The 21,938-nt window shown below is 63.5% G+C and carries 20 protein-coding genes; 3 read left to right on the top strand and 17 right to left on the bottom strand.

What is annotated here, in order from left to right; genetic code table 11:
• Positions 1–17 precede the first annotated feature (17 nt).
• The 14 genes from J2X11_RS02390 to J2X11_RS02325 all read right to left on the bottom strand — a co-directional run bounded on the left by J2X11_RS02390 (position 18) and on the right by J2X11_RS02325 (position 15,451).
• Positions 18–761, bottom strand: coding sequence for an enoyl-CoA hydratase-related protein (locus J2X11_RS02390; RefSeq protein ID WP_309966319.1), 744 nt, complete (start codon positions 759–761; stop codon positions 18–20).
• A gap of 7 nt (positions 762–768) precedes the next feature.
• The gene (locus J2X11_RS02385) at positions 769–1,932 is read right to left on the bottom strand and encodes an acyl-CoA dehydrogenase family protein (RefSeq protein ID WP_309966316.1); all 1,164 of its coding nucleotides are present in this window, start codon (positions 1,930–1,932) and stop codon (positions 769–771) included.
• Positions 1,929–3,893, bottom strand: a complete 1,965-nt coding sequence (locus J2X11_RS02380) for an acetyl/propionyl/methylcrotonyl-CoA carboxylase subunit alpha (protein WP_309966313.1) — start codon at positions 3,891–3,893, stop codon at positions 1,929–1,931. Before J2X11_RS02380 ends, J2X11_RS02385 begins: the two co-directional genes overlap by 4 nt.
• On the bottom strand, positions 3,890–5,482 hold the full coding sequence (locus J2X11_RS02375; protein WP_309966310.1) for an acyl-CoA carboxylase subunit beta: 1,593 nt from the start codon (positions 5,480–5,482) through the stop codon (positions 3,890–3,892). Before J2X11_RS02375 ends, J2X11_RS02380 begins: the two co-directional genes overlap by 4 nt.
• Entirely contained in the window at positions 5,482–6,654 is a 1,173-nt protein-coding gene (locus J2X11_RS02370) for an acyl-CoA dehydrogenase family protein (protein ID WP_309966307.1), read from the bottom strand. Before J2X11_RS02370 ends, J2X11_RS02375 begins: the two co-directional genes overlap by 1 nt.
• Positions 6,651–8,402 (bottom strand): acyclic terpene utilization AtuA family protein, encoded by a 1,752-nt coding sequence (locus J2X11_RS02365; protein WP_309966303.1) that lies wholly within the window; start codon positions 8,400–8,402, stop codon positions 6,651–6,653. Before J2X11_RS02365 ends, J2X11_RS02370 begins: the two co-directional genes overlap by 4 nt.
• Positions 8,399–9,190 (bottom strand): TIGR03084 family metal-binding protein, encoded by a 792-nt coding sequence (locus J2X11_RS02360; protein WP_309966300.1) that lies wholly within the window; start codon positions 9,188–9,190, stop codon positions 8,399–8,401. The genes J2X11_RS02365 and J2X11_RS02360 overlap by 4 nt, the downstream gene beginning before the upstream one ends.
• Entirely contained in the window at positions 9,187–9,744 is a 558-nt protein-coding gene (locus J2X11_RS02355) for a TetR/AcrR family transcriptional regulator (protein WP_309966296.1), read from the bottom strand. Before J2X11_RS02355 ends, J2X11_RS02360 begins: the two co-directional genes overlap by 4 nt.
• 121 nt (positions 9,745–9,865) lie before the next feature.
• Positions 9,866–10,681: a hypothetical protein gene (locus J2X11_RS02350; RefSeq protein WP_309966293.1), complete on the bottom strand. Its 816-nt coding sequence runs from the start codon at positions 10,679–10,681 to the stop codon at positions 9,866–9,868.
• 156 nt (positions 10,682–10,837) lie between these two features.
• Entirely contained in the window at positions 10,838–11,653 is an 816-nt protein-coding gene (locus J2X11_RS02345; protein WP_309966290.1) for a hypothetical protein, read from the bottom strand.
• 121 nt (positions 11,654–11,774) lie between these two features.
• Positions 11,775–12,587 (bottom strand): hypothetical protein, encoded by an 813-nt coding sequence (locus J2X11_RS02340; RefSeq protein ID WP_309966287.1) that lies wholly within the window; start codon positions 12,585–12,587, stop codon positions 11,775–11,777.
• Between the two features lie 129 nt (positions 12,588–12,716).
• Positions 12,717–13,538, bottom strand: a complete 822-nt coding sequence (locus J2X11_RS02335) for a hypothetical protein (protein WP_309966283.1) — start codon at positions 13,536–13,538, stop codon at positions 12,717–12,719.
• 160 nt (positions 13,539–13,698) lie between these two features.
• Complete coding sequence (locus J2X11_RS02330) at positions 13,699–14,496, bottom strand: hypothetical protein (protein ID WP_309966281.1); 798 nt, start codon at positions 14,494–14,496, stop codon at positions 13,699–13,701.
• A 169-nt stretch (positions 14,497–14,665) separates the two neighbouring features.
• Positions 14,666–15,451 carry a hypothetical protein gene (locus J2X11_RS02325; RefSeq protein WP_309966278.1) on the bottom strand — a complete coding sequence of 262 codons (786 nt, stop codon included), beginning with the start codon at positions 15,449–15,451 and terminating at the stop codon, positions 14,666–14,668.
• A 181-nt stretch (positions 15,452–15,632) separates the two neighbouring features.
• On the opposite strand from J2X11_RS02325, the gene J2X11_RS02320 reads away from it, so the two are divergent.
• On the top strand, positions 15,633–17,135 hold the full coding sequence (locus tag J2X11_RS02320) for a hypothetical protein (RefSeq protein WP_309966275.1): 1,503 nt from the start codon (positions 15,633–15,635) through the stop codon (positions 17,133–17,135).
• Positions 17,136–17,144: 9 nt separating this feature from the next.
• On the opposite strand, the gene J2X11_RS02315 is transcribed toward J2X11_RS02320, so the two are convergent.
• Complete coding sequence (locus J2X11_RS02315) at positions 17,145–18,272, bottom strand: alpha/beta hydrolase (protein WP_309966272.1); 1,128 nt, start codon at positions 18,270–18,272, stop codon at positions 17,145–17,147.
• 107 nt (positions 18,273–18,379) lie between these two features.
• Here J2X11_RS02315 and J2X11_RS02310 point away from each other — a divergent pair, with 107 nt between their 5' ends.
• Positions 18,380–19,147 (top strand): sulfite exporter TauE/SafE family protein, encoded by a 768-nt coding sequence (locus J2X11_RS02310; protein WP_309966269.1) that lies wholly within the window; start codon positions 18,380–18,382, stop codon positions 19,145–19,147.
• A 9-nt stretch (positions 19,148–19,156) separates the two neighbouring features.
• Here J2X11_RS02310 and J2X11_RS02305 read toward each other — a convergent pair whose 3' ends face one another.
• The gene (locus J2X11_RS02305) at positions 19,157–19,813 is read right to left on the bottom strand and encodes an SIMPL domain-containing protein (protein ID WP_309966266.1); all 657 of its coding nucleotides are present in this window, start codon (positions 19,811–19,813) and stop codon (positions 19,157–19,159) included.
• A gap of 130 nt (positions 19,814–19,943) precedes the next feature.
• Between J2X11_RS02305 and J2X11_RS02300 the strand changes: the two genes are divergently transcribed.
• Positions 19,944–21,431: a flavin-containing monooxygenase gene (locus tag J2X11_RS02300; protein ID WP_309966263.1), complete on the top strand. Its 1,488-nt coding sequence runs from the start codon at positions 19,944–19,946 to the stop codon at positions 21,429–21,431.
• Here J2X11_RS02300 and J2X11_RS02295 read toward each other — a convergent pair.
• Positions 21,422–21,895: a winged helix-turn-helix transcriptional regulator gene (locus tag J2X11_RS02295; RefSeq protein ID WP_309966260.1), complete on the bottom strand. Its 474-nt coding sequence runs from the start codon at positions 21,893–21,895 to the stop codon at positions 21,422–21,424. The two genes, J2X11_RS02300 and J2X11_RS02295, sit on opposite strands and share 10 nt — an antisense overlap.
• Between the last annotated feature and the right edge of the window lie 43 nt (positions 21,896–21,938).

The raw sequence follows: 21,938 nt of genomic DNA, 5'->3' as shown, positions 1-21,938 counted from the left end.
ACACCACGCTAAGGCGGCTACTTCTTGCTGAGAAACGCAGTCATTGCCTCGCGTGCCTCGTCACTGCCGAACAGAGCAGCCGACTGCGCTGCAACCTGATCGCCGAGTGCGTCGATGCGGGCGACCAGATCGTGATTGAGGAGCTTCTTGGACTCCCGCAGACCCTGCGGGTAGCCCTTGACCAGGTCGCCCAGTACGCGTGCGACATCACCCTGGAGTTCGGCGTCTGCCACCGCACGGGTGATGAGCCCGACCTGAGCGGCTTCTGCGGCATCGAACTTACGCGCCGTCAGGAACAGATCGGCAGCGGCCCGGTCAGTGAACCGAGGCAGCAGCGATAGCGAGATGACCGCAGCCGCGAGTCCGAGACGTACTTCGGTCAGCTGGAACGTGACCGACTCTCCAGCGATCACGATGTCGGCAGCGCCGACGATGCCGAGGCCACCAGCGCGTACGGGACCTCCAAGCTCAACGACCACTGGCTTGTCGAGCGTCGCGATCTGGCGCTGCATTGCGACCATGCCCTTCGCGCCCTCGACCATTCCGTCGGCAGAAGCCTCCGAAAGGTCAGCGCCAGAGCAGAACACCGTGCCGGCCGACCGGATGAGGACGGCCTTGACTGCAGCGTCACTCCCGGCCGTCGCCAGATGAGTCGTGAGCTCGGTGACGAGCTGCTTGCTCAGCGCATTGCGATTGTGGTCGCTGTCCAGCGTGATCGTGGCAACCTGGTCGGCAACTTCGAGGTGTACGAGCTCAGTCATGGTGCTCCTAGTAGGACTTCGGCAGGCCGAGCGAGAACTGGGCGATGAAGTTGAGCACCATCTCCTTGCTCACCGGCGCGATGCGCGACAGGCGCGAACCAGCCAGCATCTGCACCAGACCGTACTCGTTGGCCAGACCGTTGCCACCGTGCGTCTGGATGGCACGGTCGACGACATTGCAGACAGCCTCACCAGCTGCGTACTTCGCCATGTTGGCCGCTTCGCCAGCAGCCATGAAGTCACCCGCGACGTACAACGCCGCGGCCTTCTGCGTCATCAGGCGAGCCATTTCGATCTCGATGTACGACTCGGCGAGCGGGTGGGCGATTGCCTGGTGCGAGCCGATCGGCGCCTTCCAGACCTGGCGGTCCTTGGCGTACTCCGTGGCCTTGGCCAGCGCGAGGCGCGCGGTGCCGGTGGCGAACGAGGCTCCCATGATGCGCTCGGGGTTGAGGCCTGCGAAGAGCTGGTCGATACCGGCGTCCTCACTGCCGATCAACGTGTCAGCAGGCAGCAGCACGTCGTCGAAGAACAGCGTGAACTGCTTCTCGGGCGAGGTCAGGCCCATGTCGATCTCCTGGTGCGTGAACCCCTTCGAGTCGACAGGTACTAGGAACAACGCGGGCTTGAGGTTGCCGGTCTTGGCATCCTCCGTACGCGCGACGACCAGCACGTGGCTGGCCTCGTCGACGCCGGAGATGTACGTCTTGGTGCCGGTGAGGCGCCATCCGCCATCGTCGGTCCGGTAGGCCGTCGTGATGATCTTGTGTGAGTTGGATCCAGCGTCCGGTTCGGTGATGCCGAACGCGAACGTCGAGGTGCCGTCAGCGAGGCCGGGCAGCCAACGCTCCTTCTGCTCCTGGGTTCCGAACTGGGCGATGATCGTGCCGACGATTGCCGGCGAGACGACCATCAGCAACAGTGGGCTACCTGCGGCGGCAAGCTCCTCACACACGGCAGCCAGGTCGCCGATGTCTCCTCCACCGCCACCGAACTCCTCGGGTACGGCGACGCCGAGGTAGCCGAGCTTACCGGCTTCCTCCCACAGCTCCGTCGTCTTGCGACCGTGCTTGGCGGCCTGCTCGAAGTAGTCGCGCCCGAACTTCTTGCCCAGGTCAGAGACTGCCTTGCGAAGCGCGAGGCGCTCTTCGGTCTCGGTGAAGTTGTTCATTCTGCTTCTCCTTCAATGACTGCCAGTACGGCGCCAGATTCGACTTGCGCGCCGGCGGTGGCCGACAGCTCGGTGACGACGCCGTCGTACGGCGCCGTGATGGTGTGCTGCATCTTCATGGCTTCAAGGACGACGACAATGTCGCCCTTGGTGACGTGTTGTCCTTCGGTGACCGCGACGCTCATGACCGCGGCCGGCATCGGGGCGAGCAGGGAGCCTTCGGCGATGACATCCGCCGGATCCACGAACTCCGGGATCGGTGTGAAGTCGAACGATCCACCCGGACCGTCAACGTCGACCCATCCAACGCCGACTGCCACGTCGTATGTCTCGGTGAGCCCGTCGTCGTCGAGCACGACTCGCGTCGACGTGACCGCGCCGATCGTGACGCCCTCGAGCTCAGACTGCACGAGCCCGGTACGGATGCCGCGGTAGGAGACAGTGATCTCCTCGGTGCCAACCGTGTACGAGCGCGTGCGCTCCTGGCTCGGCACGTTGCGGTAGGCCGTCGGGATTCGGCCCAGCACCTTGGCATTCGCCGTGCTGCTTGCGGCTTCGGCAACGGCCGCCGCGAGAGCGGCCTTGCGTATAGCGCGTTCACCGTTGGCTGGCTTGGACCAGTCGGCGAGCCGCTCGTCGAGCAGTGCTGTGTGCACGCGCTCGGCCTGGAACTCGTCGTCGCCGAGGATCCCGAGGAGCAGGTCGATGTTGGTCGTCACGCCATGCAGGCGGGTGCGGCGAAGCGCGTCGCCCAGCAGCCGTACAGCGTGAGCGCGGTTGTCTCCGTACGCGACGACCTTGGCGATCATGGCGTCGTAGTGAATGCCAATGACCGATCCGCTCTCGATCCCGGAGTCAACGCGCAAGCCCGGACCGTCGGGCACGTCGAACGTACGAACCGTTCCGGTCTGCGGCTGCCAGTCGTCGGCCGGATCTTCGGCGTACAGGCGGACCTCGATCGCGTGACCCTTCGGGCCCTCGGGTTCAGCGGCAAGCTGCTTGCCCTCGGCGACGAGGATCTGCTGGGCGACCAGGTCGACACCGAACACTTCTTCGCTGACAGGGTGCTCGACCTGGAGACGGGTGTTCATCTCGAGGAAGTACGCCTTGCCAGTCGCCAGGTGAGCGTCGGCGACGAGGAACTCAACCGTGCCTGCGCCGACATAGCCAACAGCCTCGACGGCAGCACGCGAGGCATCGTGCAGAACCTTGCGGACTTCGTCGCTCACCGAAGGCGCCGGCGCCTCTTCGACGACCTTCTGGTGACGGCGCTGGATCGAGCAGTCACGATCGCCGACGATCCAGCAGGTGCCGTAAGTGTCGGCCATGACCTGGACTTCGATGTGACGAGCGGTCGGCAAGTAGGGCTCAACGAACACCGTGGCATCGCCGAACGCCGAGAGCGCCTCGGCGCCAGCAGCGGTGAGCTCGCCTTCGAGGTCCTTGGCGTTCGAGACGATGCGCATACCGCGACCGCCACCGCCCGCCGAGGCCTTGACCAGCAGCGGACCATTCCAATCCTTTTTGGCCGACTTCTTGACCGCTTCAATGTCGACGCTGAGGATCGGCACACCGGCCTTGTCCATCAGCTCCTTGGCGCGGATCTTGTCGCCCATCGAGTCGATCGTGTCCGGTGCAGGACCGATCCAGGTCAGACCTGCCTTGGCGACGTCGCGGGCAAAGGCCGCGTTCTCGGAGAGGAAGCCGTAGCCGGGGTGGATCGCATCGGCGCCAGCCTTGAGTGCGGCGGCGATGACGAGGTCACCACGGAGATAGGTGTCCGACGGCGCGTTGCCGGGCAGACGTACCGCGACGTCGGCGTCACCCACGAAGGGCGCACCGGCGTCAGCGTCGGAGTAGACCGCGACCGTACGGATGCCGAGGTCGCGGCAAGTGCTGAACACCCGGCGCGCGATCTCACCGCGATTGGCGACGAGAACAGATGAGATCGAGGCGCTCATACGCGGAACACTCCGTAGCCTTCGGCACCCTTGGTGGGCACGGTGTTGATGGCGCTGAGGCAGATGCCGAGGATCGAGCGGGTGTCCCGCGGATCGATCACCCCGTCGTCGTAGAGCATCCCGGACGTGAAGTACGCCAGTGACTGCTCCTCGATCTGCTGCTCGATGAAGGCGCGCATCTGCTTGTCGGCCTCTTCGTCGTACGCCTGGCCCTTCGACTCGGCAGCACCGCGAGCGACGATCGAGATGACGCCGGCGAGCTGAGTCGCTCCCATCACCGCCGACTTCGCGTTGACCCAGCTGAACATGAAGCGCGGGTCGTACGCACGACCGCTCATGCCGTAGTGACCAGCTCCGTACGAGGCGCCGATCACGACCGAGATGTGCGGGACCTTGGAGTTGGAGACGGCGTTGATCATCTGTGCGCCGTGCTTGATGATGCCGCCCTGCTCGTACTCCGCACCGACCATGTAGCCGGTTGTGTTGTGCAGGAACAACAGAGGAGTGTCCGTCTGGTTGGCGAGCTGGATGAACTGCGTCGCCTTCTGAGCTTCCTGGCTGAACAGCACGCCCTGCGCGTTGGCGAGGATGCCGATCGGGTAGCCGTGGAGCTGGGCGAAGCCGGTGACCAGCGACGATCCGTACAACGGCTTGAACTCGTCGAACTCGCTGCCGTCGACCAGACGGGCGATGACCTCGCGCGGATCGAACGGGATCTTCAGATCGGTCGGCACGATGCCCAGCAGCTCTTCGGGATCGAAGACCGGCTCGGCGTACGTCGGCTCGGGCACGAAGCCCTTCTTGGTCCAGTTGATGTGCTTGATGATCGAGCGGCCGATGCGGATCGCATCGCGCTCGTCGACGGCCAGATAGTCGGCAAGGCCGGACTGGCGCGCATGCATCTCGGCGCCACCGAGCTCTTCGTCCGTGGACTCTTCGCCAGTCGCCATCTTGACCAGAGGCGGCCCGGCGAGGAAGACCTTGGCGCCTTCCTTGACCATGACGACGTAGTCGCTCATGCCCGGGATGTACGCGCCACCGGCCGTCGAGTTGCCGAACACCAGCGCCACCGTCGGGCGACGAGCCGCGCTCGCGCGGGTGATGTCGCGGAATGAGCGGCCACCCGGGATGAAGATGTCCTTCTGCGTCGGGAGGTCGGCGCCACCGGACTCGACCAGGTTGATGCTGGGCAGGCCGCACTCCTGTGCGATCTGCGACGCGCGGTGACCCTTGCGCAGCGTGCTCGGGTTGGACGCGCCACCCTTCACCGTGGGGTCGTTGGCGATGATCATGCACTCGACGCCTTCGACGACGCCAATTCCGGTGACAATCGATGCGCCGACGGCGAAGTCGGTGCCCCAGGCCGCGAGGGTCGACAGCTCGAGGAATGGCGAGTCGGGATCGAGCAGCAACTCAATGCGCTCACGTGCGGTCAGCTTGCCGCGATCGCGGTGCCGCTGGATGTGGCGCTCTCCACCCGCCTCGAGGGCCTTGGCGTGCTGTACCTCGAGGTCGTCGATGCGCTCCAGCATCGACTCGCGGTTGCCCGCATACGTCTCGGTCGTGGTGTCGACTGTCGTTTTTGGCATCAGTACCCCAGGAGTTTCGCGGCCAGGTCGTTCAGGACTTCGGTGGCGCCGCCGCCGATGCCGAGGATGCGGGCATCGCGGTAGTGCCGGTCGATCTCGGACTCGCGCATGTAGCCCATGCCGCCGAAGATCTGTACGGCTTCGGAGACGACCCACTCGCACGCTTCGACCGACTGGTTCTTGGCCATCACGGCATCGAGGATGATCGCCGTCCCCCCGCCCCCTGAGCCTGTCGAAGGGTCACCGTCGACCGCGCGCTCGATGGCCTGACGAGTCAGTGCCCGAGCGGCCGACGTACGGCGATGCATCTCGACGAGCTTGTGGCGGATGACCTGTCGCGTGATGAGTGGCTTGCCGAACGTTTCGCGCTCGCGGGCGTACGCAACGGCGAGGTCGAGTGCACGCTGCGCGGTCGCATAGCCCTGCACGGCAAGGCCGAGGCGCTCGCTGACGAACTGCTGCATGACCAGCACGAAACCGCCATCGGCCTCACCGACAACCTGGCTCGCGGGCACGCGTACGTTGTCGAAGCTCAGCTCGGCGGTGTCCGAGCAGTGCCAGCCCATCTTGCGCAGCGGCCGGGCGACGGTGAAGCCGGGCAGCCCCTTGTCGATGACGAGCAGGCTGATGCCCGCATACCCTTCGCCGCCGGTGCGAACTGCCGTCGTCACGAAGTCGGCGCGCACGCCGGAGGTGATGAAGGTTTTGGCGCCGTTGACCACGTAGTCGTCACCGTCGCGTACTGCCTTCGTACGAATGTTGGCGACATCAGAACCGCCGCCGGGCTCGGTGATGCCGAGCGACCCGATCATCTCGCCGGCAAGCGTCGGACGTACGTAGCGATCGATCAGGTCGGCATTGCCCGACGCCACGATGTGCGGCAGTGAGATGCCGTGGGTGAACAGCGCAGCGATGAGTCCCGACGAACCACCGGCCTGAATCAGCGACTCGGTGACGGTCGAGCCGTCGATCAGGTCGCCGCCCTGGCCGCCCACCTCGGACGGGAAGGCAACGCCGAGCAGTCCGGCCGAAGCCGCCTTGGCATGCACGTCGCGCGGAACCTCGCCGGCGTCTTCCCATGCAGGGAGGTGCGGTACGAGCTCCTTCTCGGTGAAGGAGGTGACCATCTCACGCAGCGCTGTACGCTCCGCCGTATCCCAAAGCGTGCTCACAGGACACCTGCCACGAGTGCGTCGGGCACGAGCCTGGAGGGAATCGCACAGTCGCGGGCACGCAGCCACTCACCGAGCCCTTTGGCTTGAGGGTCAAGGCGGGTCGATGACGCGACACCCTCACCAAGCAGACCGTGGATCACGATGTTCACAGCTCGCAGGTTGGGTAGCGGGTGGATCTCGAGCTTGAGCGCCGCGGCCTCGGGCAAGAGCTCGCGCACTGTCGCCTCGTCGAGGAATCCGACCAGCCATTCGTACGCGCACTGTGCGTCTGGGTGATCCGCGGGAATCCAGACGCCGACGTTGGCGTCACCACCCTTGTCGCCGGAGCGGGCGTACGCGAGGCGGCCGAGCGGGGCACGGACCACCTCGCCGAGCCACTCTTCGGTGGGCTCAGGCGCTGCGGGCTCTCGTTGCGGCGATGCGTCGAGAATCGGAGCCACTCGCGACGGCGGGGCGATGTCCTCGCTCCTCCCGTCTGCGTGCTTGACGATGTGCGGCACACGATCCTGCGGGACGTACGCCGCGCGATAGATGCCGAACGGCGTTCCGGCTGCAGGTGGACGAGTGACGCTGAAGCCGGGGTACGACGCAAGTGCCAGTTGGATAGCTGCGTCGCTGAACGCGCGTCCGACCGGCTCGGCCTGAGCGCTCTTCACGTGACAACGCAGCAACGAGGTGGCCGCCGCTTCGGTCGCGGGATCTGGCACATCCGTACGGTCAAGCTGCCACTCGATTGAGTCGGGAGGCGAGACCGCCAACGCCTGGTTCATCTGCGTTTGGATCAGGGCGGCCTTCTGAGGGATGTCGAGACCGGTGAGCAGGAACTCGACGCTGTTGCGGAATCCGCCGATCGTGTTGAGGCAGACCTTCGTCATCTCGGGCGGTGCCTCGCCGGTGACGCCGGCGATCGCGACCCGGTCCGGACTTTGCTGGGTCAGCGTCATCGTGTCGAGCCGCGAGCTCACGTCGGGACCGAGGTACGCGGGCCCGCCGACCTCGTAGACGAGCTGGGCCGTGACAGTGTCGACAGTCACTGCCCCGCCAGTGCCCTCGTGCTTGGTGATGACGACCGATCCGTCGTCCGAGATCTCAGCGATCGGGAAGCCCAGCGGGCGGGAGGTGTCGATCGTGCCGAAGCCCGAGAAGTTGCCGCCTGTTGCCTGGGTGCCGCATTCGATGACATGCCCCGCGACGACCGCGCCGGCCAGTGCGTCGTAGTCCTCACGACCCCAGCCGAACGAGGCAATCGCTGGTCCGACCACGACGGAGGCATCCGTGACGCGGCCGGTCACCACAACGTCGGCGCCTCCCTCCAGCGCCGACGCAATGCCGAATGCACCGAGATACGCATTCGCCGTCATGACGCTACCGAAGTTGAGTTCTTCTGCACGGCCAACCAGATCGTCACCTTCAACATGAGCGATCGAGATGGTGAGTCCCTGCTCAGCGGCGATCGTGCGCAGCGCCTGGGCGAGACCTGCCGGGTTGAGACCGCCAGCGTTGGCGACGATCTTGACGCCGAGATCCTTGGCCAGAGCCATCGAGTCCGTCATCTGCTTGACGAAGGTCTTGGCGTATCCGAGCGACGCGTCCTTCATCCGGTCGCGGCCAAGGATCAGCATCGTCAGCTCGGCGAGGTAGTCACCCGTGAGGTAGTCCAGGTCACCGCCCTCGAGCATTTCGCGCATCGCCGAGAGGCGGTCGCCGTAATAGCCAGAACAATTGCCAACGCGGATCGTGCTCATCGGTCAGCCAATCGTTGGGGGTCGTTTCCGGGCAGGCCCGCGAACGCCTGCGCGATCGTCAGCCAGTGCTCAGCGTTCTCGCCGATTGCTCGTACATCGACGTCGTCACGGTGGCGCCGACGAGAGACCAGTAGCGCGAAGTCGTAGCCGTTGCCGGTGACCCTCTCCGGCGCATCCTCTGGACCCCAGGTCCAGAGATCGCCATCGGGACCGGTGAGCTCAACGCGTACTTCCCCTTCGGGGATCTCTTCGCCGCGCATCATGTACGCGAACCCGCGGGCTCGTACGCCGATGTGCGCCACGTGCTTGGCCCGCGAAGTCTTGGGCACTTCGATGCCGAGCGCCTCAGCGACGTCATGCGAGTGCGCCCACGTCTCCATCAGGCGTGCCGTGACCATCGAGACCGGGCTCATCGGCGGGCCGTACCAAGGGATCCGCTCACCATCGGGCACGCCGCGAAGCGCAGCCTGCAGCGCCGTACGACCTTCTCGCCAGAGCGTCAGAAGCTCGGCTGGCGGCGTCAGGGCCATCTCTTCGGCGCCCAGGTCGACGAAGCCTGTCGGGTTCTTGGCAGCTTCCTTGAGGTTCTCGGCGAAGGCCGCCTCGTCGGTGATCGCCATGTGCGATGCCAGGTCGGTCCAGTGAAGGTGACCGATCTGATGCGTGACGGTCCAGCCTTCAGGCGTGGTGATGGTCTCCCAGCCAGCCGCGTCGAGCACAGACACCCAGCTGTCGAGCTGGGCACTCTCGGCTTCGAGGTCAGTGAGCACCTGGTCGAGAATCGTCATGCGAGCTCCAGCTGTTGGTCGAGGATGATCGCCCATGAGTCGAGGACGACTGAGCGTCGTTTCGCGTCATCGGACAGGGACGCTGCGAGGCCAAGGCCACGCAGCAGGTCGAGGGTGGCCTGGATGACCTCGCGGTTGTGGCCGCGTGACTCGTCGACTCCGAGGAGCTCGAGAGCGTAGGCATGAGTCTCACGGCCGACGCGGCGTTCAAGCGGAGCCACAGATTCGCGCAGCTCGGCATCCGTACGCGCGGCAACCCACAGCTCGAGGGCGGCGAAGAACACCGGCGAGACGAACTGAGCAGACAAGATCTCCAACACGGCTCGGGTGCGTCCGGCCTCCGGCAGATCGGCCGCGGCTTGGCGCATGTCATCGCGGCGTCGCTCGGTGAGGTGGCCGACGGCGGCGACCACGAGATCCTGCTTGGTCGGGAAGTGATGCAGCTGGGCGCCGCGGCTGACTCCCGCGCGCTTGCTGACGACCGTGGTCGTCGTACCGGACCAGCCGAGTTCGACCAGACAGTCGACCGTCGCCTCCATGAGCCGAAGCCGCATCGTGCGAGTGCGCTCCCCTTGGGGAGTTCTCGATTGAGCCTGTGTCGTCACCGACCCAGCATGCGGCCAATCCCACAAACAGTCAAGCCTGATTGTTTGTGGGATTGACCCTAGTCAGTGCTCAGAAATTCTCGGGGAGCTTCTTCGAGCAAAGCACTTCGGGCTCGCCAACACCGATCGTGGTGGCGTTGCCGTTGTTCTTGTAGGCCTTGAGCGCCAAGTACTGCGTGTTGTAGAGAGGCTCCTCGAGGTGCCGGATGTCCCCCAGGACGTAGTTTTCACCCGTGTCGTGGGCAGTGCCGTCCATGCTGATGATGAATCGCCCCTCAGCTCCCGGAACGGAGTCAAAGTCGTCGATGCCCGCGAATCCTTGGAGCTTGATGCACTTCTTCTGCAGGTCCCACTTGGTGTAGCGGGTGCCGATCACGCCGACTTGTGGATCCTTGATCTGCCAGGAGTCGTCCGCCGTGGTCTCGTCGACGGTGAACTCATCATTCCCGTCGAAATAGCGTCGCGAGTCGCCGTAGATCGCATCCATATAGGCGAGCGACTGCCAGCCGTAGATCGTCTTCGTGATCGAACTACTGGCGCCTGAGGTGTACGACCCCGACCCAATGACTTTGGCGCGGAACTTCATCGAGCCCACCTTGAAGCCCAAGTCCTCCGACGACACAAGGCCCGCGAAATCACCATCGCTGTCGGTGCTCGTCGTCGCTTCGGTGTGCCAACCGCCGCTGTAGTAGCGCTGCAGGTAGACCGTCTTGCCAGGCGTGCCGGGCGAGATCGCCCCGGTGAAATAGGGACCGTCACCAGACTGCGCACTGACCGTGGAGATCGACGCGGTGACTTGGTAGGCCGCGGCTTGGGCCGGTGACATCGATACGACTGTGGCCAGCGCCATGATGGCAGCCGTCAGAATGACGGTGGATTTGCGCATGCTTTGCACCCCCGCTCGGGTGTCGCCGCCAGTCGGCGACACTCAAATGTAGGGCTCCCAAGCACAAACTTGTGGGCGTTCGAGCAAATTCTGAACGCACGTCCAACACTCGTGCAAAGGCCCGGCCAACGATGTTGGCCGGACCCTCGCAGGTGACTAGAAGTCCACCGGAAGTTTCTTCGAGCAGAGCACTTCGGGCTCTCCAACTCCGATCACGGTGGCATTGCCGTTGAGCTTGTACGCCTTGAGCGCCAAATAGTGCGTCTTGTAGATCGGCACGTCGAAGAAATCGGCCACGTTCGGCCCGTAGTTCTCTGCGGTGTCGTGCGAGGTGCCATCGATGCTGACGATGAATCGGCCCACGGCTCCCGGAACGGACTCGTCGTCGTCAATACCCGCAAAGCCTTGGAACCTGATGCACTTCTCCTGCAGGTTCCACTTGGTGTAGCGAGTGCCGACGGTACCGATGTTCGGACTCTTGATCTGCCACGAGTCGTCCGCGGTGTACTCGTCCGCGACGAACTCATCGTTGCCGTCGACGTAACGATATGAGGCGCCGGACATCGCATCCATGTAGGCAAGCGACTGCCAGCCGTAGATCGTCTTGGTGACTGACGGGCTGCCGTCTGCTGAGTACGGCCCACCATCGGCAAGGACCTTGGCGCGGAATTTCAACGAACCCACCTTGTAGCCGAGCTCCGAAGAAGTCACGTGCCTGATGTATTGACCGCTGCCGTTGGTAAAGGTCGTGGCAACGTTGTGCCACGCATCGCTGTAGTAGCGCTGCAGGTAGACCTTGTGGACCACTGCCGGCGTCAGTTGACCCGTGATGATGGGCCCGTCGCCGGACTGAGCACTGCTGGTCGAGATCGAAGCTGTCACTTGGAATGCCGCGGCTTGGGCCGGCGACATGGATATGGCTGTGGCCAGCGCCATGACGGCGGCCGACAGGATCACGGTGGATTTGCGCATTGACTGCACCCCCGATCGGGTGTCGCCGCCAGTCGGCGACACCCCAATGTAAATCTCCCGAGCACGAACTTGTGGGCGTTCGAACAAATTCTGAAAGAACGCCCACAGACCTACGAAGACCTCAGTAGTTGGTCGGAAGCTTCTTTGAGCAGTTCACTTCAGGAACGCCGACCCCGACCGTCGTGGCATATTCGTTGAGCTTGTACGCCTTGAAGGTCAAGTACTTCGTCTTGTGGAGGTTCTTGTCGAGTGGTTGATAGTCGTGCGGGCTGAACGAGTACACGTCGTCGTACGCGGTCCCGTCGATTCCGATCAGAACTCGCCCTTGGGCACTCGCGTTGGAGTCGTCGTCGATGCCGGCGAATCCGCGCAGTTGGAGGCACTTCTCCTGCAGGTTCCACTTGGTGTATCGTCTGCCGACCTCGTTGACGAGCGGATTCTTGACCTGCCATGAGCGGTCCGCGACCTGGAAGTTCACAACCAACTGATCTTCGCCATCGACGAAGCGCCGCGAGTCGCCGTACGTCGCATCGATGTGGGCGAGCGACTGCCAGCCGTAGATCGTCTTCGTAACGGTGGGGCTGGAGTCCGCGGTGTATCCGTCGTGACCAAGGACCCTGGCCCGGAACTTCATCGACCCGACCTTGTGCTTCAGCTCGTCGGGGGTCAGATGCTCGTGGTAATTCCCGCTGTCATCGGTCAAGGTCGTGTCAACGGTGTGCCAGGAGTCGCTGTAGTAGCGCTGCAGATAGACCGTCCTGCCTGAATAGACGGGCGTGAGCTGACCGTCCATGATCGGCCCGTCACCCCACTGGGCACTGGGCGTGGAAATGGACGCGGTCAGGTGGAAGGCGGCGGCGTGCGCCGGCGACATCGATATTGCCGTGGTCAGCGCCACGACGGCGGCCGACAGGATCGCGGTGGATCTGCGCATGAACTGCACCCTCTCCGGGAGTGTCACCGCCTGTCGGCGACACCCAAATCTAGGGCTTTCAAGCGGGCATCCGAGGCAAAACTGACGAAAGCCCGGTCGACCAGGTCGACCGGGCCTCGTCGGTGCAGATCAGTTGCTCATGGGAAGAGCCTTGCTGCACAGCACCTTGGGGTCGCCGACCCCAATTCGAGTCGCAGCACTGTTGAGCTTGTATCCCTTGAAGGTGAGGTACTTCGACTTGTAGAGGTTCTTGTCGAGGTACGCGAGCTCATTCTTGTCGAACGTTCGGTCGTAATCGTGCGAGGTGCCATCCAGGCCGATGAGGAGTCGGCCCTGAGCCCCAACGTCGGAGGCGTAGTCGTCGATCCCAGCGAATCCGATCAGCCTGATGCACTTCTCCTGCAGGTTCCACTTCGTGTAGCGAGTGCTGATCTGGTTGACGAGCGGATTCGTGATCTGCCACCCCTCCTGCGAAGCAGTCGAATGCCCGTTCACGGTCAAATCTCCTTCACCGTCAACGTAGCGTCGCGAGTTGCCATAGATAGCCGTGACGTACGCCAGTCGCTGCCAGCCGTAGATCGTCTTGGTGATGGTAGGGCTGGCGCCGGTCCCGATCCCGTCCGCGCCGACGACCTTGGCACGGAACTTCAAGGCGCCCACTGCGTAGCCCAGATCATCAGACGAGATGAGATCGGTGTAGGACCCGTCAGGGTTGGTAGACGTCGTTTCCACCGTGCGCCAGTCGCCGTTGTAGTAGTACTGCAGATGGACCACTTTGCCGGGCGTGGCAGGCGTCAACTGACCCGCGATGACCGGCCCTTCGCCGGACTGGGCGCTACTCGTGGAAACGGAAGCGGTCACGTGGTAGTTCGCGGCTTGGGCCGGCGACATGGATACGACTGTTGCCAGCGCCATGACGGCGGCTGACAGAATGACGGTGAACTTGCGCACGGTGTGCACCTCGCTCGAATGTCACCGCCCATCGGCGACATTTTCAACGTAGGTCTCTCGAGCACCGGTTGGGGCTTTCGCCCAGAACTCTAGGGAATTCCCTACCCTGCCCGCGCAAAGGCCCGGCCGACGTCGTCGACCGGGCCTTTGTCAGTTCAGATCAATCAGTCATGTCTTTGCTGCAGAGCACCCGCGGGTAGCCGACACCGACGACGGTGTTCTCGTCGAGGTTGAGTCGCTTCGACTTGAACGTCATGTAGTGAGTCTTGTAGAGGCTCTTGTTGAGCTCCGCATACTCGAACTTGTCAAACGTTCGGTCGTAGTCGTGCGAGGTGCCATCGAGGCCGATGTAGAGCTTGCCGATGGCGCCCGTGGAGGACCCATCGTCGTCGAGTCCGGCAAACCCTTGGAGCCTGATGCACTTCTCCTGCAGGTTCCACTTGGTGTAGCCAATGCCTTCGCCATCGAGGTGCCCCGCGTGCCAGCCCTCATCCGTGTACACACCGTCGACCGTGAGTTCACCGCCGCCATCCCAGAAGCGCAGCGAGTCACCCGAGGACGCGGTCATGTAGGCGAGGTGGCGCCAGCCGTAGATCGTCTTGGTGACGGTGCTGCTCTTGCCGGTATTGGGCGTATAGAGCCTGGCGCGGAATTTCATCGAGCCTAGGTTGTAATCCAGGTCGTCAGGCGACAAGCGCACGCCGTACCTTCCACTGCTGTTGGTCGACGTGTCGGCAAGCGTGTGCCAGGCGCCGCTGTAGTACCGCTCCAACAGCACCGTCTTGCCCGAGTGAGCAGGAGAGATCGAGCCCTTGATGAAGGGACCATCGCCGGACTGTGCGCTGCTCGTGGAAATGGACGCGCTCACGTCGTAGCTGGCGGCTTCAGCCGGTGACATGGTCACGGCTGTGGCCAGCGCCATGACGGCGGCCGAGAGAATGGCGGTGGATTTGCGCATGATCTGCACCTCGATCGGGTTGTCACCGACCATCGGCGACAGCCAAATGTAGGTCGCCAGTGCACCCGCTCGGGCCGTTCGTCGGGAAGTCTAGGGAAATCCCTACCACCGGCTTTTACACGTACGAAGGCCCGGCCAGCGGTGCCGGCCAGGCCCTCGTCGGTGCAGGTCAATCAGTGAGGTCCTTGCTGCAGAGCACCCTGGGGTAGCCAACTCCGAGGGGCGCATTCTCGTCGATCTCGATTCGCTTTGCCTTGAACGTCAGGTAGTGCGTCTTGTAGAGAGACTTGTCCAGCGTCGCGGTCTCATATTGGCTAAACGTTCGGTCGTAGTCGTGCGAAGTGCCATCTAGACCGATGTAGAGCTTGGCCAGGGACGCGGTGTCGGAAGTGTAGTCATCGAGGCCGGCGAACCCTGTGAGCTTGATGCACTTCTCCTGCAGGTTCCACTTGGTGTACGCCACACCGTCGATGGCCGAGATCCAGCCGTCATCTGCATCATGTCCGTCGACTGTGAGATGCACGCCATCGTCATAGAAACGGAACGAGTCACCCGACGACGCGGTCATGTCCGAGAGGTGGCGCCAGCCGTAAATCGTCTTGGTGACGGTGCCGCTCTTACCTGTATTGGGCGAGTCAAGAACTACGCGGAACTTCAGTGAGCCCAGGGCGCCATCCAAGTATTCGGGGCTCAGGCGCGTGCCGTACTTGCCGTCACCATTGGTCGTGGCCGACTTGATGTTTTGCCAGTTCCCACCGATGTAGCGCTGCACCTTGATCGCCTTTGAGCGGGCAGGCGAAATCGAACCCTTGATGTATGGCCCATCGCCGGACTGCGCGCTACTCGTGGAGATGGAGGCACTCACGTCGTAGGACGCGGCCTGCGCTGGTGACATGCTCACTGCTGTGGCCAGCGCCATGACGGCGGCCGAGAGAATGGCGGTGGATTTGCGCATGATCTGCACCTCGATCGAGTTGTCACCGACCATCGGCGACAGCCAAATGTAGGTCTCCTGTACACCCGATCGGGCCGTTCGTCGGGAAGTCTAGGGAAATCCCTACCACCGTCTTTTCAAACAACAAATGGCATCTCGTCAGGTTCGATACGCTCGGATTTCTCCCAGCTAAGGACGACCCATGACTGAAGAGACCCCCGCCGTCATCGAGCCCACGAAGCGCAGCCGCAAGCGGTTCCTCATCCTCGGCGTGGCAGCCGGAATGGTGCTCGGCCTGGTCGCTGTGGGCGCGTTCGCCTGGCAGAAGCTTTCGGGCGGCGGTGCCCAGCCGCACGACGTACTCCCCTCGACGGTCGTCGCGTACGCACGCATCGACGCCGACCCTTCGGCGAGCCAGAAGATCGCGATCCTGCGGTTGATCCGCAAGTTCCCCGAGCTCGCCAAGGAACTCGGCATCAAGGACGTCAACCAGGACGTCCGCAAGCCACTGCTGGAGGACCTCGTCGCCGAGTGCGACCTCGACTATGACAAGGACATCGAGCCCTGGATCGGCCATCGCATCGGCGTCGCGTACGACTCCGAACTCGAGACTCCGATCGTCGCCGTACAGATCAGCGATGAGGACAAGGCACGAATCGGCATCAATGCACTTGCCGACTGCGGAGGTCCTGACAGCAAGACCGGCATCGCCTTCCTTGACGGCTACGCACTCGTCACGCCACGCAAGGCCGATGCAGCTGCGGCGAGCAAGGCTGCCAGCAAGAAGTCGCTTGCCGACAACACCACGTTCTCCAAGGACACGGACGAACTCGGCGAGCAGGGTGTCTTCTCGGCATGGGCCGATCTCGAGGGCATCAGCAAGAGCGACGCAATCGAAGAAGCCTTCGGTGCAGAAGTGGAGGACGCCTTCGCCGGTGCCTCCACGGCCGCCGTCACCTTGCGAGCCAGCTCGTCATCGCTCGAGCTCGCATCGATCGCACACCTCGACGAGAAGCCAGACGTCGTCGAGTCGACGAACCTCGCAGATCTGCCTGAAGACACCGCCCTTGCATTCGCCATCTCCGGATTCGGCGATCAGGCGAAGGAGCAGTTCGACAAGGGGTTCATGAGCGGCTTCGCGGCCGATGGAGTGGATGCCGAAGAGGAGCTCAAGGCCATTGAGGAGGAGTTCGGTTTCAAGCTGCCCGAAGATCTCGAAACTCTGCTCGGCGACGGACTCATGCTCGCTGTCGGTGGCCGCAATCTCGAGACGTTGCCGATGCTGTCGGGTCCGGATGATGTCGCCCAACTCGACATCGGACTCAAGCTGACGACCGACCCGACCAAGGGTGCGGATCTGGCCAAGCGCCTGGTCGACCTGGCTGCCGACGTGGGCTTCTCGCTCGTCGCCTCACCGACGGACGACGGAGTGGTCATTGCGACCAACCCGGAAGCCGCCGAGGCGTTCTCCGGCAACGGCAAGCTCGGCGACTCCAAGAACTTCAAGGAAGCTGTCGCTCACCCGGGCGCGTTCCCAGCGATGTTCGTCAACATCGACACGATCCTCGAAGCACTGCTGGCGTCGAACCCGCCGCCAGACGTCGAGGACGTTCTCAACGAGCTGGAGCCGTTGTCGGCGTTCGCTGTGTCGAGCACCTTCGACGACAAACTCATCAAGGCGACACTGCGCCTCACGCTCGACTGAGCGAAGGGCTCAGGCAGCGTCGTCGGGGAGTAGCTCGCCGACGATGACTTCGTCGTGCGTATCCGGGTCGACGAACGGCGGTCGATCGAGCTCGCCGACGGCTCGGCTCGCGAAGTCGGCTGCGAGCTGCAGAGCCATCTCGCTCTCGGGCAGCACCTTTGCCAGCACCGGGAAGGCGTGCACCTGCTTGCGCCACAGATGCGTCTCGACCTCGACACCGCGTTCATGCAACAGCAGAGCCATGGCCTCGACCTCGGGGCGGAGCATCTCGTCCTCGACGGCGACCAAGAAGGTCGGCGAGGTGATGTAGGCAGCGGCGTGAAGCGGTGAGGCATATCCCTCGATCGCTGAACCCTCCTCGGGCAACCAGCGCTCGCGGATCTGGGCGATGCGCTGGACCGGGAGATAGGCGTCTCGCTGTCGGGTGATGCGCTGGACCGCCTTGTCCTCACGGTCCGGGTCAATGCTCAACAGCGGCGAGAAGCACAGCAGCGCTGCCGGCGCCTGGAGGCCACGCCGATTAGCGAGCTCGGCGACCTTCATCGTGAGGTAGCCCCCGGCCGAGTCGCCCGCGACGACGACCTTGTCCGGGTGCACGCTCTGCTCGAGCAGAGCTTCGTATGCGGTGATGACGTCCTGCACCGAATCCGCGATCGAACCTTCGGGAAGCTGTATGTAGTCGACCGAGATGACGGTGGCGCCCGTCTTGCGCGCGAGCCGCTCACAGATGCGGCGATGCGTCTCAATGCTTCCGGAGAAGAATCCGCCACCGTGGAGATAGAGGATCGTCATGTCGCTGGTCGAGCCGAAACGATGCACCATCGACTCAACTGGTACGCCGCCGAGCTCGAACTTGATCGACTCCACGTACGGCGAGCGGGGTCGACGGGCCGACAACTTGTCGACTGCGCGGATGGTCGCGAGCGATCGATCGTTGAGTGGGGTGAACCGAAGCAGTGGCTTAAAGACAAGCCTGGCTGCACGCTGGAGCACTCGCGCGCGGAAGCTGTAGCTCTCATGAACGACGGCCTTGTCGTAGACAACGCGCATCGGGCCACGGCCGGGCAGCAGCATGCGAACCGTGCTGCTGGGGCGTCGCCAGATCATGAGCCGCCTACGCAGCTGGGTCCAGAACATACGTCGAGCATACCTTCGGTATGAGTCTGAACCAAGCTGCCGTCAGGTATTTACGCAGGTCAGAGGCATAATCAGGCGTACGCGTACGAGGGCGCTACGCTCAGAGGGTGCTCGAGGGCCTCGTGATCTTTGCCGCTGGAATCTGGGCGGGCATGATCAACACGATCGTTGGCTCAGGCACCCTCATCACCTTTCCGACGCTGTTGCTGTTCGGCTATCCCGCGCTGACCGCCAACGTCTCCAACAACATCGGCCTGGTCGCCGGCGGCATCTCCGGTACGTACGGCTACCGCCGCGAGGCACGCGAACTCAAGACCACCCTCGTACGTCTTGCGCCGGCGTCAGTCCTCGGAGCAACGACCGGAGCCGCGCTACTGCTGACCCTGCCCGACAGCTCCTTCGATGCGATCGTTCCGGCGCTCATTGCTCTTGCTCTCTTCATGGTCATCGTCGGACCGTCGATCCAGCGACGCGTTGCCCGTCGCAAGCTCGAACGAGAGACCGACGTCGAACGGGTGTCGCCTGCGCTGTTCATCAGCATCTTCGGACTCGGCGTCTACGGCGGCTACTTCGGTGCGGCGCAAGGCATTCTGCTCATGGGCCTGATGGGCATCATGTTGAGTGCTGGCATCCAGGCCCTCAACGGACTCAAGAATGTCCTCGGCACTCTCGTCAACGCAGTCGCGGCAGTCGCGTTCATGATCTTCGCGTGGGACCGAATCGACTGGAAGATCGTGGCTCTCATCGGTGGAGGCAGCTTGATCGGCGGCCTGCTCGGCTCACGTATCGGCCGGCGTCTGCCACCGCTCGTACTGCGCGCGATCATTCTGCTGATCGGCACACTGGCGCTGATCAAGATCATCTGGTTCGACTAGAGCGCGGGGCTACTCAGCCGCGAAGCGCGCATCCACTTCGATGCGAATGAGGATCTGCTCCGGAGCAAGCGCCAGCGACGGTCCACCGCCCATGTCAGCCTGCGCCATCATCACCTTCGGCATCGCGCCCGGCATGTCGGGACTGGTGCTCAGCATGCCCGGATCGGACAGCTGCAGCGCGACGACCTTGCCGCGGCGTACCGAGTTGGCGTAGACCTGCGCCTTGGCGATCGCGTCCTCGACGGCAGCTTTGCGCGCCTCGGACTCGTACGAGCGCCGGTTCTTGACCGTCACATCCCAGGCGATGCCGGAGACCTCGATGCCCTCCTTGCCCGACCAGAAGTCGAGAAAGCCGCTCAACCGCTCAAAGTCCACGAATTCCGCGACCGCTTCGACCCGGGCCACGTGGACGAGATCCAACCGCTTGCCTTCGGGGTCCCACGGTCGATGGCTGAACACCCGCACCTGCGCACTCGACCATGACGCGACCGCGCCCAGGTCAACTAATTCCTTGAGCTGTTTGGTGAGCGGCTCCTGCAGCGCCACAGCGTCGGCGAACACCTTCGCTTTGTCTGACCCCTCAATCGCAGCGGCCAGGGAGACGGTCGCCCTTTCGGCGGGATAGCTGGTCTCGGCGGAACCGCGAACGGTGATTTCGAGCGTCATGAGGTCATGATGCCTCACAGATCCGCGACTGAATGCGACATCGGGGTTGTCACATGGCCGGTCTGCTGTTTTACTTGAGTTCAAATACTCTCGGTATGTCAATGTGCTTGTTTTTGGGTAGGAGAAGAGCATGACGAACACCAACGTGCACGACGCAGCGATCATCGGCGCCGGATTCGGCGGAATGGGCGCAGCGATCCAGCTCGGACGGCTCGGTTTCAAGGATCTGGTGATCCTCGAGCGCGAAGACGACCTCGGCGGCACCTGGCACGTCAACCGCTACCCGGGCCTCGCAGTCGACATCCCCTCATCGACCTACTCCTACTCCTTCGAGCCCAACCCGCACTGGTCGCGCCTATATGCACCCGGAGAAGAGCTCAAGAAGTACGCCTCGCATGTCGCTGACAAGTACGACCTCCGCAAGAACATGCGCTTCAACTCAGTCGTCGAAGGCGCAGTCTGGGACGCCGAGAACGAGCACTGGACCGTCAACATCGCCGGCGGCGAACGGCTCCACGCGCGCTACCTGCTGACCGCCACTGGATTCCTCTCCCAACCGAAGATGCCCGAGATCGACGGCATCGAGACCTTCGCGGGCAAGGTCATCCACACCACGAAGTGGGACGACTCGTACGACCTCGCGGGCAAGAAGGCCGCCGTCATCGGCACCGGCGCGACCGCCGTACAGCTCATCCCAGAGATCGCGCCGACCCTGGCCGAGCTGACCGTCTATCAGCGCACAGCGATCTGGGTGACTCCCAAGTCCGACGCCAAGATCCCCAAGCGTGTGCGCTCGATGTACGCGCGAGTGCCGCTCACTCAGCGCATCGTGCGCGGGTTCGGCTCCGGCGTCCTCGAAGTGCTGATGGTCGCCGCGGTACTGAAGTACCGCCGCTTCAAGATGTTCAACAAGATCGCTGAGCGGGTCGCCAAGCGACATATGGCTCGCCAGATCGACGATCCGGAGCTGCGCAAGAAGCTGACGCCTGACTACGACTTCGGCTGCAAGCGCCCGACGTTCTCCAACGACTACTTCAAGGCGTTCACCCGCGACAACGTTCACCTCGAGACCACGTCGATCGAGCGGATCGAACCGGACGGCATCGTCACGACTGACGGCAAGAAGACGACGATCGACACCCTGATCCTCGCGACCGGCTTCAATCTCTGGGACGTCAACTTCCCGGCGATCGAGATCATCGGTCGCGACGGCCGCAACCTGGGCAAGTGGTGGCGAGACAACCGCTTCCAGGCGTACGAAGGCGTTGCCGTGCCGCATTTCCCGAACTTCCTGACGCTCGCCAGCCCCTACTCATACAGCGGTCTGTCCTACTTCACGACAATCGAGTCGCAGATGAAGCACATGAAGCGGCTGTTCGGCGAGGTGAGCAAGCGTCGCGCCTCGACGTTCGAGGTGACACCCGAGGCCAACGCCGAGTTCCTCGACCGGATGACTGAGAAGCTCGAGGACTCCGTGTTCGCACTTGGTAGCTGCTCGACAGCGCGCAGCTACTACTTCAACCAGCACGGTGAAGCGGCGATCCTGCGTCCGACCTCGACGATCAACGCGTTCCGCGAGGCCGGCCGATTCCCGCTCGAGGCCTACCGCTACGCCTGAACCAGCAGCCTGGCGCCCGGCAGCGGAATGAGCTCGGCCCGCGTCGTGCTGTCGATCAGATGGCCCGCCTCGCAGGTGAGGTGGGCATGGATCGGCTCGCCACAATCGCGGTGATGAAGCGCGACGGGTGGACCGTCAACGCCGGCTCGGTGCTTGTCACCGAAGTCCATCAGCGCGACCAGAACCGTCCGTAGATCTCGTCCGGCCGGTGTCAGCACGTACTCCTGGCGAGCCCGCTCACCCTCGGCCTTGTAGTCGCGTCGCTCGACGAGGTCTTCGTCGACCAGCAGCTTCAGCCGCTTCGCGAGCACGTCGCGGGCGATGCCGAGGTGCAACTGGAGAGCATCAAAACGACGCACACCGTTGAACAGATCGCGTACGACCAGCACGGTCCAGCGATCGCCGAGAACCTCCGCGGTACGCGCGATCGAGCAGTTCGACGAGTCGTAGTCGGACCAGGCCATTCGTTCCTCCTGAGATCTGGCTCACGCTGAGTTTGGATTGCCA

The sequence above is a fragment of the Aeromicrobium panaciterrae genome, assembly GCF_031457275.1.
Classification (GTDB): Bacteria; Actinomycetota; Actinomycetes; order Propionibacteriales; family Nocardioidaceae; genus Aeromicrobium; species Aeromicrobium panaciterrae_A.
This window is presented reverse-complemented; position numbering and strand designations above follow the sequence as displayed.

Bases quoted from the DNA above. Each gene is read 5' to 3' on its own strand.
- J2X11_RS02390 (WP_309966319.1), bottom strand. From the start codon at position 761: ATGACTGAGCTCGTACACCTCGAAGTTGCCGACCAGGTTGCCACGATC.
- J2X11_RS02385 (WP_309966316.1), bottom strand. From the start codon at position 1,932: ATGAACAACTTCACCGAGACCGAAGAGCGCCTCGCGCTTCGCAAGGCA.
- J2X11_RS02380 (WP_309966313.1), bottom strand. From the start codon at position 3,893: ATGAGCGCCTCGATCTCATCTGTTCTCGTCGCCAATCGCGGTGAGATC.
- J2X11_RS02375 (WP_309966310.1), bottom strand. From the start codon at position 5,482: ATGCCAAAAACGACAGTCGACACCACGACCGAGACGTATGCGGGCAAC.
- J2X11_RS02365 (WP_309966303.1), bottom strand. From the start codon at position 8,402: ATGAGCACGATCCGCGTTGGCAATTGTTCTGGCTATTACGGCGACCGC.
- J2X11_RS02360 (WP_309966300.1), bottom strand. From the start codon at position 9,190: ATGACGATTCTCGACCAGGTGCTCACTGACCTCGAAGCCGAGAGTGCC.
- J2X11_RS02355 (WP_309966296.1), bottom strand. From the start codon at position 9,744: ATGCGGCTTCGGCTCATGGAGGCGACGGTCGACTGTCTGGTCGAACTC.
- J2X11_RS02350 (WP_309966293.1), bottom strand. From the start codon at position 10,681: ATGCGCAAATCCACCGTCATTCTGACGGCTGCCATCATGGCGCTGGCC.
- J2X11_RS02345 (WP_309966290.1), bottom strand. From the start codon at position 11,653: ATGCGCAAATCCACCGTGATCCTGTCGGCCGCCGTCATGGCGCTGGCC.
- J2X11_RS02340 (WP_309966287.1), bottom strand. From the start codon at position 12,587: ATGCGCAGATCCACCGCGATCCTGTCGGCCGCCGTCGTGGCGCTGACC.
- J2X11_RS02330 (WP_309966281.1), bottom strand. From the start codon at position 14,496: ATGCGCAAATCCACCGCCATTCTCTCGGCCGCCGTCATGGCGCTGGCC.
- J2X11_RS02325 (WP_309966278.1), bottom strand. From the start codon at position 15,451: ATGCGCAAATCCACCGCCATTCTCTCGGCCGCCGTCATGGCGCTGGCC.
- J2X11_RS02320 (WP_309966275.1), top strand. From the start codon at position 15,633: ATGACTGAAGAGACCCCCGCCGTCATCGAGCCCACGAAGCGCAGCCGC.
- J2X11_RS02315 (WP_309966272.1), bottom strand. From the start codon at position 18,272: ATGTTCTGGACCCAGCTGCGTAGGCGGCTCATGATCTGGCGACGCCCC.
- J2X11_RS02305 (WP_309966266.1), bottom strand. From the start codon at position 19,813: ATGACGCTCGAAATCACCGTTCGCGGTTCCGCCGAGACCAGCTATCCC.
- J2X11_RS02300 (WP_309966263.1), top strand. From the start codon at position 19,944: ATGACGAACACCAACGTGCACGACGCAGCGATCATCGGCGCCGGATTC.
- J2X11_RS02295 (WP_309966260.1), bottom strand. From the start codon at position 21,895: ATGGCCTGGTCCGACTACGACTCGTCGAACTGCTCGATCGCGCGTACC.